Below are 18,263 nucleotides of genomic sequence, written 5' to 3'. Positions count from 1 at the left end.
GATACCGTTCCGTCACAGGCACTGCACGCCTCTCTGGCCAGTCCGCACTCAGCGCAATCCGCGATCTCGTCGATGGACGCTTCGCCGTCGCTTGATCGGCATCAGTGCCAACCACCTGAGCAGTTACCTCTCCGCAGCAACGCATTCGTCACTGATCTGTACGGCTTTTTGGTACACAGCTTTGCAGCGGAAATTATAGCCCAACCCCGCGTAATATCCGCGTCATCTACTCTTGGGCCCAATATCTGATCTAAAAGCTTCGGACCGACATTGTGTCTTGAACCATGATGCGGCACTTGCACAACCGTTGGCGAGGTTATGTTTAAGCCGAGTTGCCCCGCTGCATAAATCGCTTCGTCGAGCGCGCCTACACCAGCATCTCCTGTGAGCAGTATCCGATTTCCGCCTACGTTGCCGAACAACACAACGCTGGACTCGTTCGGGACGCTAGTCGCATCCGGCTTCGGGTCTTGCAGAGTCTCGACATCCCATGTTTCAAAAAAAGAGTAGACCGAAGTTGTTACTGTCCGGAAAGCCTCTAAGGCTGCCTCTACAATGGGTTTAGCCGTTGGTGTTTGGTCCATCTGCGGCACCAATGTAAGATATCTGTCGAGAGTTGGCGCGAGCACATGAAAAGGCCCGATGAGCCGTCCTGCGAAGGGTTCACAAAGCTCGACTCCGTATTCTTCCGCAAGATCACAAAGGTCCGAGATCACGGAGAAGCAGTTATTCCGTAGGTGGCCGGATAGGTTGGGGTCGGTCCAGTTACCTTTGAACTGCGGATTAAGGCGTTCCGCATGTAGCCAAGGTTGGTGCACCCATAACCTTCGAACCGGTAATTCCTTAATCAGTGTTCTCAAACCGGACGCATGGTCACCGTCCGAATGAGTGCAGACCGCATCGTCGATAATGACATCTTCGCCATAATTGACTTTTAGGTGATCGACCAAAAGCCGACCAGCAGCAAGATCGCCTCCATCGACGACCATGAATTTCTCCGTTATCTCATCGCCGTAACGGATAGCGATTGCATCTCCGCTTTTCTGCAATTTCCCAACGGGCAGAAAATCGATCTCGATCCTCGTAACGGCCATGATTCCCCCTTTTACGTGTATCTGGAGATCATTGTACGAGGTTCAAGTAATGAAAATCCTTTCTTGTGCATGTGGCGTAAGAAGCTCACTGCTGCCTGCTTCGTTCAGTGAGTTTGATACCTTCCAAGCGCTGCAAGGGATCGCCAGTTTCAGACCAAGCTGATTTCTGACAAACTTGTGTGGGATTACGATGACAACTTACTCAATCCTCGAAATCCACCGACGCTCCCACCGCGACCTAAGCCTTCGCTTCGTCATTCCCGCGCAGGCGGGAATCCAGTTGAGAGTTGGTGCTCTCCGCTTGCGGCTGTTGGCGCTTGATGGGCTGGTGTGTGGCGCTCTGGGTTCCCGCCTTCGCGGGAATGACGACCCTTTGTAAGCGGAATCACGAAGTGGGGTAGCGCTTCCTTGTGCCTACCCGTCCACCATCCTGCGGATGGTCCCCCTCCCCCCGTGGGGGAGGAAGGTGCTTATAGCGTGCCCGACACGCCGATGATGGCGCAAGCCAGCGTCAACAGGCCGAGGCGGGGCCAGGAGGCGGGTTCGCCCTGGAGGAAGACGGCGATCAGGATCACGATCAGCGGGACCGTCGCGGCGAGGATCGGCATCAGCATGCTGAGCGGGCCGCCTTCGCGGATCAGCGTCGCGAGAGCATATAGCGAGACGGCGTAGGTCAACCCGCAGGCGGCGGTCCATGCCGCATTGGTGAAGCCCTCCGTCCGCCCGAGCATCAGCGAGCCGCCGACCTGACCCGCCGCGCAGAGCGCAAACAGCATGACGACGCGAGCCGTGAGGCCGGTTGCGGTTTCCATGGTATCCCCTTCCGTCCGTTCTGGCGCGAAGGCTAGAGCATCGGCGGGGGAAAGAGACTGGCGGTTTGGCGAGGGTGGGCTGTGGTGGGTCACCCCCTTCCGACCTTCGCTAGCGAGCAGGCTCGCAAGCTGCGGTATCCTTCCCCCATCGAGGGGGAAGGTGTGAGTGGCGGTCTTGGGTGCCCTTCCCCCTTGATGGGGGAAGGATACGGAGGCTTGGCAGCTTGTCTGCCTGGGCGGAGTTGGATGGGGGTGGTTGGCGTTGGTGAGGCTGACTGCACCTCATTCTCGCTCCGTCATCCTGAACTTGGTTCAGGATCCATCTTGCCGATCGGGCCTCGGCTTTTGGGGAGGGATGGACCCTGAGCCGCAGGCCAGCGAAGCTAAACGAGTTCAGGGTGACGGGGCTTTGGATTTCAGGTCCTCTTTTGCCGTGGGTGCCCCTCCACCATCTTCGATGGTCCCCCTCCCCGGTTCGGGGAGGAATTAGCGCTTCAGCAACGGCGCGAGGTAATGGCCGGTGAAGCTGCGTTTGTTCTTCGCCACCTGTTCGGGGGTGCCTTCCGCCACGATTTCGCCGCCTCTTACGCCGCCTTCGGGGCCGAGGTCGATCAGCCAGTCGGCGGTCTTGATCACGTCGAGGTTGTGTTCGATCACGACGACGCTGTTGCCCTGGTCGACGAGGCGGTGGAGGACTTCGAGGAGCTTGCGGACGTCCTCGAAGTGGAGGCCGGTGGTGGGTTCGTCGAGGATGTAGAGGGTCTGCCCGGTGGAGCGGCGGGCGAGTTCCTTGGCGAGCTTGACGCGCTGCGCCTCGCCGCCCGAGAGCGTGGTGGCCTGCTGGCCGACCTTGACGTAGCCCAGGCCCACTTCGTTGAGCATGTGCATCCGGTCACGGATCGGGGGGACGGCCTTGAAGAACTCCTCGGCGTCCTCGATCGTCATGTCGAGCACGTCGGCGATGGAGTGGCCCTTGAACTTCACCTCGAGCGTTTCGCGGTTGTAGCGCTTGCCCTCGCACTCCTCGCAGGTGACGTAGACGTCGGGCAGGAAGTGCATCTCGATCTTGATCAGGCCATCGCCCTGGCACTTCTCGCAACGGCCGCCCTTGACGTTGAAGCTGAAGCGGCCGGCCTTGTAGCCGCGCGCGGCGCTCTCGGGCAGGCCGGCAAACCAGTCACGGATCAGGGTGAAGGCGCCGGTGTACGTGGCGGGGTTGGACCGGGGGGTGCGGCCGATCGGCGACTGGTCGATCTCGATCACCTTGTCGCAATTCTCGAGCCCGGTGACGCGATCGTGCGCGCCCGCGATCACGCGCGCGCCGTTCAGCGTGCGGGCGGCGACGGCGTGGAGCGTGTCGATGGTGAAGCTCGACTTGCCCGAGCCGGAGACGCCGGTGACGCAGGTGAAGGTGCCCAGCGGGATCTTCGCGCTGACGTTCTGGAGGTTGTTGGCGCGGGCGCCCTCGACGCTGATGAACAGGCCGTTGCCCTTGCGGCGCGTGGCCGGGACCTCGATGCGGCGGGCGCCGGTGAGGTACTGGCCGGTGAGGCTGTTGGGGTTGCTGAGGATATCGTCCAGCGTGCCCTGCGCGACGATCTCGCCGCCGTGGACGCCCGCCCCGGGGCCGAGATCGACGACATGGTCGGCGGTGCGGATGGCGTCCTCGTCATGCTCGACGACGATCACCGTGTTGCCGAGGTCGCGCAGGCGCTTGAGGGTTTCCAGCAGGCGGTCGTTGTCGCGCTGGTGGAGGCCGATGGAGGGTTCGTCGAGCACGTAGAGCACGCCCGAGAGGCCCGAGCCGATCTGGCTGGCGAGGCGGATACGCTGGCTCTCGCCGCCCGAAAGGGTGCCGGAGGTGCGATCGAGGTTGAGGTAATCGAGGCCGACGTTGTTGAGGAAGCCGAGGCGCTCGTTGATTTCCTTGAGGATGGCCTTGGCGATCTGGCTCTGCTGGCTGGTGAGCTGGCTGTCGAGCGCGCCGTACCATTCGACCGCGGCGGCGACGGAGAGGCGGGTGACCGAGGAGATATCGCGGCCCGCGACCTTGACCGACAGCGCCTCGGGCTTGAGGCGCTTGCCCTCGCAGGTTTCGCAGGGCTGCGCGGTCTGGAACTTGCCGAGTTCCTCGCGCATCCACGCAGATTCGGTTTGCAGCATGCGGCGGTTGAGGTTGCCGATCACGCCTTCGAAGGCCTTGTTGACGGTGTAGGACTTCTTGCCATCGATGAAGGTCAGGGGCACGGCCTTGCCGGCGGTGCCGTAGAGGATGACGATCTTGACCTCTGCGGGAAGCGCGTCCCACGGCGTATCGAGGCTGAAGCCGAAATGCGCGGCGAGGCTGGCGAGGACCTGCATGTAATAGGGCGACGGCGGATTGCTCTTCGCCCAGGGGACCACGGCGCCCTGCTTGAGGCTGAGGTTCTCGTTCGGCACGACAAGCTGCGGATCGAACAGCAGCTTTTCGCCGAGGCCATCGCACGCCGGGCACGCGCCCTGGGGGGCGTTGAACGAGAACAGGCGCGGTTCGATGGTCTCGATGGTGAAGCCGCTGACAGGACAGGCGAACTTTTCGGAGAAGACGATGCGGTTGGCGGGCAGGCCGGTTTTCTTCATGCCGCCCTTCCCCTTGGCTTCGGCCTCCTCCTCGCGGCCGGGGACGGGGCCATCGGCGAGATCGACGTAGGCGAGGCCGTCGGCCAGCTTGAGGGCCTGTTCGAAGCTGTCAGCCAGGCGGGTCTGGATACCGTCACGCACGGCGATGCGATCGACCACCACCTCGATGTCGTGCTTGAGCTTCTTGTCGAGCGCGGGGGCATCCTCGATCGGCATGATCTCGCCGTTGATGCGGACGCGGGTGTAGCCGGCCTTCTGCCATTCGGCGAGTTCGCGGCGGTATTCGCCCTTGCGGCCGCGCACGACGGGGGCGAGCAGATAGGCGCGGGTGCCTTCGGGCAGCGCCATGACGCGGTCGACCATCTGGCTGACGGTCTGCGCGGAGATCGGCTCGCCGGTGGCGGGGCTGTAGGGAATGCCGATGCGCGCCCAGAGCAGGCGCATGTAGTCATAAACCTCGGTGACGGTGGCGACGGTCGAGCGCGGGTTGCGGCTGGTGGTCTTCTGCTCGATGCTGATGGCGGGCGAGAGGCCGTCGATATGCTCGACGTCGGGCTTCTGCATCATCTCGAGGAACTGCCGCGCATAGGCGCTGAGCGATTCCACGTAGCGGCGCTGACCCTCGGCATAGATCGTGTCGAAGGCGAGGCTCGACTTGCCCGAGCCCGAGAGGCCGGTGATGACGATCAGGCTGTCGCGCGGGAGATCGACGTCGATCCCCTTGAGATTGTGTTCACGAGCGCCCCTCACCCGAATCTGGGGGACGGAAATGGTAGTGAGAGACATGCGCGGCAGTGTTCCATATTTGTTCGGGTTTCGCAAGGGATTCGGGCGCGGAGTCCCCCTGCCCTTCGCGGGATCACCTGCCATGTGGGGAGTGGCGGCGGAGGGGGCAAGATGGGCTTTGGGGGCATGGTCCATGCATCACGCCAGCGGTGCCGAGCGTATGGGGGAGCATAGCGTACAGATCATTCAAAAAAGCCGCCGATGTGGTCAAATAAGAGTTTCGCAATCGATGCAAATCTCTGTTACGTTACGGACATACGGGGGACATCGACATGAGATTCGCAACTATTGGTGCTGTTTCATTGGGCATGATCGTCAGCGGGTGTGCTGAGAAAGACAGCATATTTCATGATCGCGCAGTAAAGCCCGGGACTGAGCCTCATGTCATAACAGTGGATGCTAAACAGCGGTCAGTCCTGTTTGTTCCGGTCAAGAGTCCGGAAAGCGAGACCTCTTCGCAAGTCACCACCAACAACTTTGTCGAAGGAACTTCTTCCGACGGACAAAAAGGACCTGTCCCACGACAAACAGTTACCGCGTCCAGAACTAAAGTTGGCGAGGCGTTAAATTGGCGCCTTTGCGCGGAAGCGGCTCCGGATGTGTTCAGCGCGCTGGCGACGAGCGCAAGCGGCGAAGCTTCGACGGACGGCAAGACATCATTTGGAGCAAAGTTCGGGCTGAGCTCCGCAGAGACCGCCGCGACGATCGGCAGGACACAAGCCATCAACATGCTGCGAGAATCGATGTACCGGACCTGCGAACGGTATCTGTCCGGCGCGATCAGCAAGACGATATTCGTGACGCAGGCTGCGCGTGACCAGCGCTCGATGATAGCATTTCTGGCGATCGAGCAGCTGACCGGCGCGGTAAAGCCCCCGGCTACGATTATCTCCGGACCTGCTACGTCTTCCGCACTGGGCGCCGGGGCTGAAGCCGTGAAGCTTGTGGCCGACTTCCGCAAGAGTGCGATCGATGCGGCAACCGCACAGTCAAAGGCGCAAACAGACTATGACGCCGCACTGAAGAAGGCCGATTGCGAGAAGAACGACAAGCCTGCCGAAGATGCCGACGATCAGGCCATTGCCGACTTCAAGGCTTGCCTCGACGCCAAATCCACGCTTGCGGACAAGAAGTCCGCAAATGAGAAGGCGCAGACCCAACTCGATCAGGCGCTGAAGATGGGTGCAGCCACAGGTACGCTGGCAGAAGCGGCGACCCAGGCAGGACAGACCAATCCAGGCGGAGGAGCTGCGGCCAGCGCCGTGAGCGAGCATCTTGCGCAGGCCGTGACGTCCATTGTCACTGCTTCAAACATCAATGAAGCACTGATGTTCTGCATCGGCTATTTCAGCGATACCGCTTCGGCCCGCAATGACGCACTATCGGACGGTTGCCGACAAGTTCTGGTCAACAGTGCTTCGGCAGATGCTGAAGCCACCAAGAAACTCTCGTTCCTGCCGGACAGTGCGGGCAGCAAGATCCTCGACAAAATTCCACTAGACAATCCGCAGCCAAGCATTGCGCGCGTGAAGGAGGCACTGAAGGCACTCGGCCAGAAGCCCTCACCCGCAAATGTCATTCGTGTCACGACAAATCAGGACCCTGCCTTGAGCGCTGCGGTACTAGCCTACATCAACGCAAAGTATCCATGATGGGAGTGAGAACATGGAAACGATGGTCATTCACAACGTTACCAAGGAAGCGCTGCCAAAGTATCGTGAGCTTGCCAAGGCACTCGGCGGACAGATGACCAGCATCGCACCCGAGCCAGACGGTGAATTCACGGTCGTGATCATAGTGCCGAGCGAATAAGAACCGCCACGATCGCCGAAACGCCCGAGCGACACGCCGGGCTGCCAACGCCCCGTCGCAAGTTGGATTGCGGCGTGGCGCCTAACCGACGATGGCTTCCCCGACTGCGGGAGGATCGTTAAAATGAATTTGCGGACAATCTGCAGCGCGCTGGCGCTTGGCCTGGTCATTCTGCCGTGTGTAGCCCTCGCCGACGACCCGCTGGACCCGCAGATGCGCACGCAGGCGGCGCGGGAGCGGGATCGGGCGATCATTCGCAAGCTCAACCAGCAGGAACTGGCGCGGGTGCGCGAGCGGGATGCGCGCTATGCCCAAGGCTGGGCGGACTGGCGGGAGCATAACCGGCGCGAGGATGTTGCCCGAGGGGCGCAAGCCGCTCGCAATGCCGATCGCGACTATGCCGAGGCGCGCGATGACTACGAACAGCGCTTGGCAGAGTGGCGCCGCGCCGTCGCTGCCTGTCGCGAGGGGCGCTACGAATACTGTGCAAGGTGAATCGCGGGAGCGTTGAGACTCCTTGACCGGTGCAGGCGCGCCGCACGATATCCACGGGAAGCTGGCCGCCGCCTGCGACGGCATCTGCAGACACCAAGGCACGGATTGTGCGAAGTTTTTCGTCACTCATGTGACGGGAAGCACAATCTCGTCGGGAAAACACGTAGCTTTGTCGAAACCATACAATTGCGCGTTACGAAACTTTGCTAGGCCCCTCTTACCAAAGTTATGAGGTTCAGGGCCGGTCACCATGGGTGTCGAGCAAACATTTCCGGTAAAGCCACCTGCGCAGAGCCTGTTCTGCCGGAGCGCCGCTGCGCGCGAGGATCGGCCGGCGATCTCGATGCGGGTGCGCGAGAGCTTTGCGACATACTTCGCGGCGGACTTTGCAGCGGCGATGACCGAGCATTGCCACGAGAACGACGAGGTTGCGCCGACGGCAGCTTGATTGTTCGACAGGCTCAGGATGATCCTTCGACAGGGTCAGGATGAGCGGTCGGGGACAGTGTTTTTTTGCTGTGAGTGCCCCTCCACCATCTTCGATGGTCCCCCTCCCCGTGCCGGGGAGGAATTTACAGGGCCAGCGCCCTGTGGCCAGTTTCGCCGAGCCAGCGGGCTTTCAGATTCCAGACTTGAGCGACGAAGTGTTCGGACAGGGCCTCCTGCGGCGGGCCTTGGGCAATTAGCTTCCCCGAATCGAGGACGATGACGTGATCGGCGTGGTTCATCGCCAGCGCGAGATCGTGGACGACGAGGACGACGCCCGTGCCCTCCTGCGCCAGGGCGCGCAAGCGGCGGATGAGGGCCTGCTGATGGGCAAGATCGAGCGCGGCGAGCGGTTCGTCGGCGAGAATCCAGTGCGGCTCGGTGGCAAGCACGCGGGCAAGCAAGGCGCGGGCGCGTTCGCCTCCGGACAGGGTGGCCAGGGCGCGCTCTGCCAGTGGTTCGAGCTGCATCGCGGCGATGGCCTGTTTCACGGCCTCGGCGTTCTCGGCAGCGCTGGTGCGGTGCGGCAGGCGGCCGAGGCCTACGAGGGTACGGACCGAGAGGTTCCACGCGACCTCTCCCGCTTGCGGCAGGTAGCCGATGCGGCGGGCTCGCTCCTGCCTGACCAACTGCGCGAGGGGCTGGCCATCGAGGGTGACGGTGCCGGTGGTGGGCGCGTGCAGTCCTGCGAGGGCCGCAAGCATCGTGGACTTGCCCGCGCCGTTGGGGCCGACGATCGCAGTGACGGTGCCGGCGCGCAGTTGTGTGGTAACCTCGTGGAGGCGATGGGGGATGGTGAGGCCCAGGGCTTCTAACATGGTGCTTCGAGCATCAGGCCAGCTCCCGCCGCAGCTTGAGGAGGAGGCGCAGGAAGAACGGGGCTCCGGCGAGGCTTAGAGCGATGCCGAGGCGCAGTTCGCCGCCTTGCAGGGGGAGAATGCGGCAAAGGCAATCGGCGACGAGCAGCAGGAGCGCTCCGGCAAGAGCCGAGGGGAGAAGCGTGGCGGAGGGGCGCTGGTCGGTGAACGGGCGGACGAAGTGCGGGACCATCAGGCCGACGAAGCCGATCATGCCTGCCACCGCGACGCCGCTACCGACGATCAGGCCGATGGCGAGGATCATCAGGGCGAGCAGGCGGGCAGGTTCGACGCCAAGCGAGCGCGCGGCGGCCTCACCCAGAGCCAGCGCGTCGAGCGCGGGGGCGGCGCGCCACAGGGCGAGGAGGCCGAGCAGGGTCAGCGGGGCGGCAAGGCGCACTTCGTGCCAGCCGCGATCGGCGAGTGCGCCCATCAGCCACGTCACGATCTCTGACAGGGCGAAGGGATTGGGCGAGAGGCTGATGGCGAGGCTGGTCAGCGCGCCGGCGAGGCTGGCGATCATCATGCCCGCGAGCGTGAAGAGGGCGATGCCACCGCTGCGTCCGGCGATGAGGGCGAGCAGGGCCATCGCGCCCGCCGCTCCAGTGAGGGCGAAGAGCGGGAGGGTGACGGCCTGGATTTCATAGCCGGTGTAGAACGAGAGGACGGCGCCCAGAGCTGCGGCAGGCGCGATGCCGAACAGGCCGGGGTCGGCCAGGGGGTTGCGCAAGTAGCCCTGCATGGCTGCGCCTGCCGCGCCGAGGCCGGAGCCGAGGATGAGCGCGAGGAGTGCGCGGGGGAGGCGCAGTTCCATGAGGATCGCGGTGGCGTTGGGGACCGGGGGGCCGAAGGGGTCTATCCACACCTGTCCGGCAAGGAGCGAGAGCGGGAGGGTTATGGCGAGGGCGGCAAGGAGAACGATGACGGGGCGGGTCATTGCGGGTGCCCCTCCACCATCTGCGATGGTCCCCCTCCCCGTGGCGGGGAGGAATTGCGGATCTGCGCCAGCCTTTGGGCGGCGGCGATCAGGGTGGGGCCGCCGCAGTAGAGGAGTTTGGGATTGAGGGTGGCGCGGCGGGTCTTGTTAAGCGCCTTGAGGGCGGGGTGCGACAGGACGCGGTCGTCGCCTTTTCCGGTCTCGGCGGTCTGGCCTGCAACCAGGATCAGTTCGGGCGGGTCGGCGAGCATCTTTTCGAGCGGGAGCAGGTCGGCCTGGCCAAGACCGCGCGCGGCGGCGAAGTTGGTGTAGCCGGTGCGGCGCAGGAGGTCGGCGATCAGGGTGCCGTCGCCGGGGACCATGCCGCCGGATTGCCAGACGACGGTCTGGATCGGCCTTGCGCCGGGTGGTGGAGCGGCCTCGGCGAGTGCTGCATCGATGCGCGCGATCAGCGCTTCGCCGCGGTCGGGGTGGCCGGAGAGCGTGGCGATCTGGCGGATCTGGTCGCGGCTGGCCTCGATGGTGCTGGCCATGCCGAGGGTCTCGAGCCGCAGGCCGAGGCGCTTGTAGGCGCTGGCGGTGGCGGGATCGATGAAGGTGCTGCCGAGGACGAGATCGGGCTTGAGCGCGAGCACTTCCTCGACCGTGCCGCGCGTTGCCGGAAGGACAGCGGCGAGGTTCTCGTCCATCGAGGAGGAGCGCGGGTCCTTGCTGTAGTGCGAGATCGCGAGGATCTGCGAGGGGTCAGCGACTTCGGCAAGGATTGCGTCGGTGCAGGGATTGAGGCTGACGATGGTAGGGTGCGGGGCTGCGCGGGGTTCGGGGGTGGCCTTGCCTTGGGGGATGCAGCTGGCGGTGAGGAGTGCTGCGAGCAACACCACCCCCCGGCCCCCTTCTCCAAAGAGGAGGGGGAGAGGTTTGCGTGGCGCTTTGGGAGCGCGTGTTGCCATCAGTACTTCGCGCGGATGCCGATGTAGGCGCTGCGGCCCCAGGTGCCGTAGTCGGCGACGGTCTGGTACTTCACGTCGAACAGATTCTCGACGCGGCCGTAGAGTTCGACCTTCTCCGTAAGGGGGAAGCTGGCGCGCACGGTGGTCAGCGCGTAGCCATCGAGGCGGCGGGTGTTCGACGCGTTGTCAAAGCTGTCTCCCACGAGGCGCAGGTCGGCCCCGAGGGTGAGGCCTGCGAGCGGTGTTGTCCAGTCGCTCGACAGGGTGAGCGCGTGGGCGGGACGGCGGGCGAGGTCCTTGCCGAAGTTCGCTGTGCCGCGCGTGCGGTTCTCGGTTTCGAGCCAGGTATAGGCCGCCTGCAGGTGCAGCGTGTCGGTGGGACGCGCGCCGAGTTCGGCTTCGACGCCCTGGGCGCGGGCGAGGCCGACGTTGTCGTAGAGGCCGAACGGGCGCGTGGCGCAGGCGTTGAGACTGGCGCAGGAGACGAAGGTGATCAGGTTGCGGCTGTCGCGGCGGAAGACGGTGACGGCGGCGTGGAACTTGCCATAGGGCGCGCCCCATTCGAGGCCGGCGTCATAGGACTTGCTGCGTTCGGGGTTGAGCGCGGCGTTGCCGTAGTTCGAGAGCAACTGGTAGAGCGTGGGGGCCTTGAAGCCTTCGCCGTAGCTGGCGCGCAGGCGCAGGTTTTCGGCCAGCTTGAACGAGCCATTGGCGCCGAAGGTCCATGCCGTGCCGAAGCGGCTGTGGTCGTCGATGCGGACCCCGGCGGCGATGCTGGCGCGGTCGGTGCTCCAGCCGAGCAGGGCGTGGCCGCTGGTCAGGTTGGCTTTCGCCTCGGCGTCGAACGTACCGGAGAAGCGGGTCCATTCGCTGTCGCCGCCGAAATCGAGCGTGAAATCGGCGGGGAGGTTCAGGCGTCCGGTCAGGTCGACGCGTTCGGAGCGGCCCTTGTAGCCGTACGATGGGTCGGTGCCGAAGGTCGGGTCGAAGTAATCGCGCTTCGTGTCGGACAGGGCGAAGCCGGTGTTCAGCGTGAGATCGCTGCCGGTGTAGCGCAGGCCGACGCGGCCCGAGGCCTGGCGGGTGGTCTGGTACTCGGGAGTGTCGGCAAAAGTGTAGTTCGGCGCGGGGTAGCCGTCGATGTCGGTGCGGGTGTCGGCGTAGCGGGCACTGGCGACGATTGCGAGGTCCTGCGTGAGGTTGACGCGGCCCCTGCCCCCGACGCGCCACTGGCGGAAGCCGTCGGGCTCTGCGCCGACCGCTGCGGCCGAGACGCCATCGCTGCGGCTATAGCCGCCGTTGAGGGTGAGCGCGCCGAAGTCTGACGACAGACCGGCGGCGGCGTCCGCAAGGTAGCTGTCGTTGGCGCCGAGTTCGGCGCTGGCTTCGATGCCGTTGAGATCGCGCGACTGGACGGCGATGACGCCGCCGATGGCCGCAGAGCCCCAGACGATCGAGTTGGAACCGCGCAGGACGTCGATGCGCTCGACGCCGCCGGGGGTGAGCGTGCCGAAATCGAAACCGCCCGAGGGGGCCGAGACGTCTTCGAGGCGGACGCCGTCGACGAGGACGAGGACCTGCTCTGCATCCGAGCCGCGCAGGCGCACGCCGGTGAAGCTGCCGGGGCCGCCGTTGCGGGTGACGGTCAGGCCGGGGACGCGTTCGAGGACGCGGGTGATGTCGGGGCCCTGGATCGACTGGATTTCATCTGCCGTAATGACGGTGACGGGCTGGCCGACCTTATCGAGGCTCGTCTGGCTGCCGGTGGCTATGACGGTGATCGATGCCGGGTCGATCTTGTAGTCAGCCACCACGACATCATCGGCCCCTTGCGCAAAGGCGGGCGCGGCAAGAGCGAGGGCGGAAACGGAAAGCAGGTACTTCTTCACAGGACACAACTCCGGCCACGAACGGTTGATGCCGTTCATGGCGAGAGGTGCGCTGGGCCATGCAATTGGCGCGCCTCGTCGCGTGCGCCCGGTACACCCCGCCCGGCCGCGGAACGACTACCATCGGCAGGTTTCCTGGCTCCCGGGTCATCGCTCGTCGCCCGCCTTCCCAGTGCAGGCGGACCTGCTCCAGTGGCATTCTGGGCGACGCGCTCTCCGGTTACAGTTGCGGGGGCAGCGCCGGATTGGAACCGGCTTCCCTCTTAGCCCGGGTTAGCGGGCACCGTTGGCGTCGGCGGCGGAACTAGCGGGAACTTTGCTGCGCTGCAAGATCGGATATGCCCTTCGGGGCAGGTTTGCAGGACGCCGTTCCCACTTCGTCATTGCGAGGAGCGTAGCGACGAAGCAATCCAGAGCGTTGTCCAAACCGCTCTGGATTGCTTCTCCCGCTTCGCGGGCTCGCAATGACGATGGATGAAGCCACATGCAGGTTAACCGGATCGCAGGGGCTTGTGCCGCATCGGGACAGCGGGAAATGCGGCCGTGCGCGGGGGCGCGCAAGGGTTTAGCGCAATTGAGGATTTTCAGGATTCTGCCCAGCCCCATGCCTCTCGAGCTTGCCTATCAGCCGATCGAACTGCCTGCCGTGGCAGCGTCGACCGCTGGCGAGCTGCGACCGCGCGACTTTGCCGCGCGCATCCGGCGGCGGGATATGCGCTCGATCCGCCGTGCCCTGCGCGCGCCGTCGCTGCTGCGGCAGCGGCTGGGCGGCGTGGCGATGTTCGGGGTGCTGGGGCTGCTGCTCGGGCCAACCGGATGGGGCGAGCCGGGGGGCGTTCATGCAGCGGTCGCACGTGCGCAGATGGCGGGGTTGCAGCCGTTCGAGCGCGGGGGTGACAGCTTTCCGGGTTCGGCGTTCTACTGGCTCGATACCAGCGACAGCGGGCTGATCGCGCCGACCGAGGCGCAAGCAAAATGGGATCAGAGCCATTCGGATGCCGAGATCCTCTCGGCGCGACCGGTCTCGGCGGCGGGATCGAGCGAGGATCGCTGGCGGGCGCTGCAGTGCCTGACGGCGGCAGTCTATTACGAAGCGGCGAGCGAGCCTGACGCAGGGCAGCGCGCGGTGGCGCAAGTGGTGCTGAACCGCGTGGCGCATCCGGCCTGGCCGAATACGGTGTGCGGCGTGGTCTATCAGGGATCGGAGCGGCCGGGGTGCCAGTTCTCGTTCGCCTGCGATGGTTCGCTGGCGAGGAAGCCGATGAAGGCGTTCTGGGACCGGGCGCGGCGCGTGGCCGCCGATGCACTGGCCGGATACGTCTATGCGCCGGTGGGATTGGCGACGCATTACCATACGACGGCGGTGCATCCCTACTGGGCGCCGAGCCTATCGTTCATCGGCACGATCGGCGCGCACCGCTTCTATCGCTGGGCGGGCGCAGCGGGGCGTCCGGCGGCGTTTACGGCGCGCTATTTCGGGGGCGAGCCGCTTGCCGCGCCGCATCCGCGCACGTGGACGCCCTCGCCCGTCGACATTGCCGATCCGCTGGCGCTGGAAAAGGCGTTCGAGGAAGGGCGGATTGTGGCGCCTGTTGCTGCGGCGACGGTTGCTCCGGCGGCGGCGGTTCCGCAGGCTGCGGCGCAGCAGAGCCTTGTCCGGCCGCAAGTGCTGCCGGGGGTGAAGGCGGGCGCGACCAGCGCGCCGGTTTCAGGCAGCGGCTCGGTGCTGCCGGGCTATGAGAACGCGAACAAGTGGATCGCGCAGCCGGGGGCTTGAGGCGGCAAGCCGCTTTTGGGCCTGATCAGAGTTCGGCGTAACGACCGGGATTGGTGGGAAGCGGACGTTTGGGTTGATGAACAACCGACAGGCGTCGCACCTGCTGCAACGGCACTATCCGGTCGCAAAGTGGGGTAATCGCTCGCAGGAATTTCAGCACTACGCCACAAATATGGAAGCTGGGGGCGCAATGGCCAATGCGAATAGTGCAGCCACCGTCCATCTGCTTCCGCGCAGTTGGAGGGCAAGTGCTACCACAAACATCGCTACCAGCACCGCAAAGTAAATATGCTGGATACGCTCAACATTTGCAAAGCAGGCAGCAACTTCATCCTGTCTCTCGTTGAGTTGGCACTCGGCCATAAATAGCACTGGTAGAGGCCAGAGGGCGAAAAGGGTTGCCGCCAACAATCCTAGCGTGAAGCTGAACGGTTTCATGATACGGGAGTACACACTTCTCTGCTTGGTTGGCAATGTCGGCGTGTCCGGAACGGCAACTTCTGGGCGCAATCGGCCATTCGAAGTCGCCCCCGCATACTACCCGCGATTGTCGAACTTGCGCACTTCAATCGCAGCTTCATCGAACCCATCAAGCAGGCGCGCATTCACGCCCATCTTGCCGAAGTCTTCGCCGAGAGTGTCCCAGTGGGTGCCGCAGCCGCAGGTGGGGCAGTGGTGGATGCCGATCATGCGGTCTCCCCAGATGTAGGCCTTGGTCTCGCCGGTGATGCGGACCGTCTCGGGCGGATAGTAGGCGGTGCGCCACGCGGTGCGGCGGCAGAGCGAGCAGTTGCAGTCGGCCACCCACGCAGGCCACTCGGGCAGTTCGATCTGCACATTGCCGCAGTGGCAGCTTCCGCGAACCGGCATCTCTGGCGCCTCCCCCAAGCGTTGGCGCGGATGCAAGCATGTCTGCCGGAGGGCGTAAAGCTCCATCCATCGCAAAAGTCATTCAGGACGGGTGGTTATCGGTTCCTTTACCGTGTCGTCACACACACTCTTAGCGCAGCAGGGTTTAGGACGGGGGCGTGGAGAACGGCACCGATTGTCCCCGGCGCCGTCAGAGAGTTGAGGTACCATGCTGCGTTTTGCGCCCCGTTACGGCATCATTTCCCCCTGTCTTTCGCGGCAAGTCCAGGCGCGACACTTGCGGGCGGTGAACGACAATGGTGCGCGTTCGCTCTGTCATGACGAGGCGCTGGATACGGCGCTGCGGCTGTTTGCGGCGCATGGCTTTTCGGCGGCGGCACGGGCCCGCGATGCGGCGGTGATTGCCGAGCGCAGCGGGGAGCCGGGCCGGGTGGAATTCTGGGTCGAAGTCTGCGCAACGCTCGACCGGCGGATGGCGCGCGACTTCCTGAAGCGCAAGCGGAGCTGAACACCGCGAGAGATTGCGGAGAGGAAAAACATAAGGGAGCCCCGGTGGAGACGCCGGGGCTTTTTGCTGACCTCGCGCGGTGCCCCGGTGCCCACCCCGCTGCGACTAGGTTCGCCTACGGCTCTCCAAGTCTCGCGGCCCTCCCGCCTGCGGGAGGGCTGGAACGGGTCTTTCAACTCCCCTCCCGCAGGCGGGAGGGGTTGGGGGTGGGCCTTCACAAACACGTCTCTTGCTATTGCGAACTGATATCACAAAAAGCCCGGATATAGCCGTTTTTCGCGGTTGCATTCGTGTGCGCGGGAGCCTAGGGCGCGAGTCATTCTGCCAGAACTTTCCTGTCTCGCGGGGCACGGGAGGGACCTGGGCGAAAGCTCTGCTGGCATTTGTATGCTTGTCCCCGCGAACGGGAAAGGACCGTAGAGCATGGCACGCAAGAAGATCGCGCTTATCGGCGCAGGCAATATCGGTGGCACCCTGGCTCACCTCGCCGCCCAGAAGGAACTGGGTGACATCGTCCTGTTCGACGTGGTCGAAGGCGTGCCGCAGGGCAAGGCGCTCGACCTGTCGCAGTGCGGTCCGGTCGAAGGCTTCGATGCCAAGATCACCGGCACCAACGACTATGCCGACATTGCCGGCGCCGACGTGATCATCGTGACCGCCGGCGTTGCCCGCAAGCCGGGCATGAGCCGCGACGACCTGCTCGGCATCAACCTCAAGGTGATGAAGGCCGTGGGCGAAGGCATCCGCGACAACGCGCCTGACGCATTCGTCATCTGCATCACCAACCCGCTCGACGCGATGGTGTGGGCGCTGCGCGAATTCTCCGGCCTGCCGCACAACAAGGTCGTCGGCATGGCTGGCGTGCTCGACTCGGCCCGCTTCAGCACGTTCCTGGCATGGGAATTCGGCGTCTCGATCCGCGACGTGAACACCTTCGTGCTCGGCGGCCACGGCGACACCATGGTGCCGGTCACCCAGTACTCGACCGTCAACGGCATCCCGGTGCCCGACCTCGTCAAGATGGGCCTGTCGACGCAGGAAAAGATCGACGCGATCGTGCAGCGCACCCGTTCGGGCGGCGGCGAGATCGTCGGCCTGCTCAAGACCGGTTCGGCGTTCTATGCGCCTGCCGCCTCGGGCATCGCCATGGCCGAAGCCTACCTCAACGATCAGAAGCGCATCCTGCCTTGCGCTGCCTATGTCGATGGCCAGTACGGCGTTGACGGCCTCTATGTCGGCGTGCCGGTGATGATCGGCGCGAACGGCGTGGAGCAGGTGATCGAGATCGAACTCGACGCCGAAGCCAAGTCGAACCTCCAGGTCTCGGTCGACGCGGTCAAGGAACTGCTGGAAGCCTGCAAGGGCATCGACAGCTCGCTGGCTTGACCCGACACGGATCTGCGCCCTCGCCGGAGCGGGGGCGCAGCAGCCTGATGTTCCGGAGTAATTGATGTCCATTCTCGTCGACAAGAACACCAAGGTCATCACGCAGGGGATGACCGGCAAGACCGGCAGCTTCCACACGCAGGCCGCGCTTGATTACGGCACGCAGATGGTTGGCGGCGTGACGCCCGGCAAGGGCGGCACCAGCCACATCGGCCTGCCCCAGTTCGATACCGTGGCCGAAGCCAAGGCCGTGACCGGTGCGACCGCGTCGTGCGTCTACGTGCCGCCTTCGGGCTGCGCCGATGCCATCCTCGAGGCGATCGATGCCGAGATGGAGCTGATCGTGGCGATCACCGAGGGCGTGCCCGTGCTCGACATGGTCAAGGTCAAGCGCGCGCTGTCGGGCTCGAAGAGCCGCCTGATCGGTCCGAACTGCCCTGGCGTGCTGACGCCCAACCAGTGCAAGATCGGCATCATGCCAGGGTCCATCTTCAAGGAAGGCTCGGTCGGCGTGGTCTCGCGCTCGGGCACGCTGACCTATGAAGCGGTGTTCCAGACCTCGGCCATCGGCCTTGGCCAGACGACCGCTGTCGGCATCGGCGGTGACCCGGTCAACGGCACCAACTTCATCGACGTGCTCGAACTGTTCCTGGCCGACGAGGCGACCAAGTCGATCATCATGATCGGCGAGATCGGCGGCGACGCCGAGGAGCAGGCCGCGCAGTTCCTGATCGACGAGGCCAAGCGTGGCCGCAAGAAGCCGATGGCCGGCTTCATCGCGGGCCGCACCGCGCCTCCGGGCCGCCGCATGGGCCACGCCGGCGCCATCGTCTCGGGCGGCAAGGGCGATGCCGAAAGCAAGATCGCGGCGATGGAAGCCGCCGGCATCAAGGTCTCCGCCTCGCCCAGCCTGCTCGGCGAGACGCTGGCCGAAGTGCTGAAGGGCTGACGCTAAAAAGCTACCGCCCGGATAGGTTACCTTGCG

General features: G+C 64.5%; 17 protein-coding genes and 1 riboswitch. Of the genes, 8 read left to right on the top strand and 9 right to left on the bottom strand.

What is annotated here, in order from left to right:
- Positions 1 to 101 precede the first annotated feature (101 nt).
- From I2488_RS16040 to uvrA, 3 genes are all read right to left on the bottom strand, one after another.
- The gene (locus tag I2488_RS16040) at positions 102 to 1,094 is read right to left on the bottom strand and encodes a ComEC/Rec2 family competence protein (protein WP_196276820.1); all 993 of its coding nucleotides are present in this window, start codon (positions 1,092 to 1,094) and stop codon (positions 102 to 104) included.
- Between the two features lie 470 nt (positions 1,095 to 1,564).
- Positions 1,565 to 1,906 carry a hypothetical protein gene (locus tag I2488_RS16035; RefSeq protein ID WP_196276819.1) on the bottom strand — a complete coding sequence of 114 codons (342 nt, stop codon included), beginning with the start codon at positions 1,904 to 1,906 and terminating at the stop codon, positions 1,565 to 1,567.
- Positions 1,907 to 2,392: 486 nt separating this feature from the next.
- Positions 2,393 to 5,311 carry an excinuclease ABC subunit UvrA gene (gene uvrA, locus I2488_RS16030; protein ID WP_196276818.1) on the bottom strand — a complete coding sequence of 973 codons (2,919 nt, stop codon included), beginning with the start codon at positions 5,309 to 5,311 and terminating at the stop codon, positions 2,393 to 2,395.
- A 272-nt stretch (positions 5,312 to 5,583) separates the two neighbouring features.
- Here uvrA and I2488_RS16025 point away from each other — a divergent pair, with 272 nt between their 5' ends.
- The 4 genes from I2488_RS16025 (at position 5,584) to I2488_RS16010 (ending at position 8,066) form a co-directional block, all read left to right on the top strand.
- A complete protein-coding gene (locus I2488_RS16025) occupies positions 5,584 to 6,963 on the top strand; it encodes a cell envelope integrity TolA family protein (protein WP_196276817.1) in 1,380 nt (459 codons plus the stop codon).
- A 13-nt stretch (positions 6,964 to 6,976) separates the two neighbouring features.
- Complete coding sequence (locus I2488_RS16020; protein ID WP_196276816.1) at positions 6,977 to 7,123, top strand: hypothetical protein; 147 nt, start codon at positions 6,977 to 6,979, stop codon at positions 7,121 to 7,123.
- 123 nt (positions 7,124 to 7,246) lie between these two features.
- Positions 7,247 to 7,618 carry a hypothetical protein gene (locus tag I2488_RS16015; protein WP_196276815.1) on the top strand — a complete coding sequence of 124 codons (372 nt, stop codon included), beginning with the start codon at positions 7,247 to 7,249 and terminating at the stop codon, positions 7,616 to 7,618.
- Positions 7,619 to 7,868: 250 nt separating this feature from the next.
- Positions 7,869 to 8,066 (top strand): hypothetical protein, encoded by a 198-nt coding sequence (locus I2488_RS16010; RefSeq protein WP_196276814.1) that lies wholly within the window; start codon positions 7,869 to 7,871, stop codon positions 8,064 to 8,066.
- A gap of 124 nt (positions 8,067 to 8,190) precedes the next feature.
- On the opposite strand, the gene I2488_RS16005 is transcribed toward I2488_RS16010, so the two are convergent.
- From I2488_RS16005 to I2488_RS15990, 4 genes are all read right to left on the bottom strand, one after another.
- The gene (locus I2488_RS16005) at positions 8,191 to 8,922 is read right to left on the bottom strand and encodes an ABC transporter ATP-binding protein (RefSeq protein ID WP_196276813.1); all 732 of its coding nucleotides are present in this window, start codon (positions 8,920 to 8,922) and stop codon (positions 8,191 to 8,193) included.
- A 13-nt stretch (positions 8,923 to 8,935) separates the two neighbouring features.
- Positions 8,936 to 9,898, bottom strand: coding sequence for a FecCD family ABC transporter permease (locus I2488_RS16000; protein WP_196276812.1), 963 nt, complete (start codon positions 9,896 to 9,898; stop codon positions 8,936 to 8,938).
- Positions 9,895 to 10,779, bottom strand: a complete 885-nt coding sequence (locus I2488_RS15995; RefSeq protein WP_343071094.1) for an ABC transporter substrate-binding protein — start codon at positions 10,777 to 10,779, stop codon at positions 9,895 to 9,897. Before I2488_RS15995 ends, I2488_RS16000 begins: the two co-directional genes overlap by 4 nt.
- A 68-nt stretch (positions 10,780 to 10,847) precedes the next feature.
- The gene (locus tag I2488_RS15990) at positions 10,848 to 12,776 is read right to left on the bottom strand and encodes a TonB-dependent receptor plug domain-containing protein (RefSeq protein WP_214652415.1); all 1,929 of its coding nucleotides are present in this window, start codon (positions 12,774 to 12,776) and stop codon (positions 10,848 to 10,850) included.
- Between the two features lie 69 nt (positions 12,777 to 12,845).
- Positions 12,846 to 13,040, bottom strand: a riboswitch (cobalamin riboswitch).
- 301 nt (positions 13,041 to 13,341) lie between these two features.
- Here I2488_RS15990 and I2488_RS15985 point away from each other — a divergent pair.
- On the top strand, positions 13,342 to 14,514 hold the full coding sequence (locus I2488_RS15985) for a cell wall hydrolase (RefSeq protein ID WP_196276810.1): 1,173 nt from the start codon (positions 13,342 to 13,344) through the stop codon (positions 14,512 to 14,514).
- Between the two features lie 159 nt (positions 14,515 to 14,673).
- Here the strand turns inward: I2488_RS15985 and I2488_RS15980 are convergent, their stop codons facing one another.
- Positions 14,674 to 14,952 (bottom strand): hypothetical protein, encoded by a 279-nt coding sequence (locus tag I2488_RS15980; protein ID WP_196276809.1) that lies wholly within the window; start codon positions 14,950 to 14,952, stop codon positions 14,674 to 14,676.
- A 99-nt stretch (positions 14,953 to 15,051) separates the two neighbouring features.
- Positions 15,052 to 15,384, bottom strand: coding sequence for a GFA family protein (locus I2488_RS15975; protein WP_196276808.1), 333 nt, complete (start codon positions 15,382 to 15,384; stop codon positions 15,052 to 15,054).
- A 286-nt stretch (positions 15,385 to 15,670) separates the two neighbouring features.
- Here I2488_RS15975 and I2488_RS15970 point away from each other — a divergent pair, with 286 nt between their 5' ends.
- The 3 genes from I2488_RS15970 to sucD all read left to right on the top strand — a co-directional run bounded on the left by I2488_RS15970 (position 15,671) and on the right by sucD (position 18,227).
- Complete coding sequence (locus I2488_RS15970; RefSeq protein ID WP_196276807.1) at positions 15,671 to 15,892, top strand: hypothetical protein; 222 nt, start codon at positions 15,671 to 15,673, stop codon at positions 15,890 to 15,892.
- A gap of 423 nt (positions 15,893 to 16,315) precedes the next feature.
- On the top strand, positions 16,316 to 17,278 hold the full coding sequence (gene mdh / locus I2488_RS15965) for a malate dehydrogenase (RefSeq protein WP_196276806.1): 963 nt from the start codon (positions 16,316 to 16,318) through the stop codon (positions 17,276 to 17,278).
- A 64-nt stretch (positions 17,279 to 17,342) separates the two neighbouring features.
- Positions 17,343 to 18,227 (top strand): succinate--CoA ligase subunit alpha, encoded by an 885-nt coding sequence (sucD, locus tag I2488_RS15960; RefSeq protein WP_196276238.1) that lies wholly within the window; start codon positions 17,343 to 17,345, stop codon positions 18,225 to 18,227.
- Positions 18,228 to 18,263: the final 36 nt, after the last annotated feature.

Source organism: Novosphingobium jiangmenense, from assembly GCF_015694345.1.
GTDB lineage: Bacteria > Pseudomonadota > Alphaproteobacteria > Sphingomonadales > Sphingomonadaceae > Novosphingobium > Novosphingobium jiangmenense.
The sequence above is the reverse complement of the archived record's forward strand: the minus strand, read 5'-3'. Positions and strand labels throughout refer to the sequence as shown.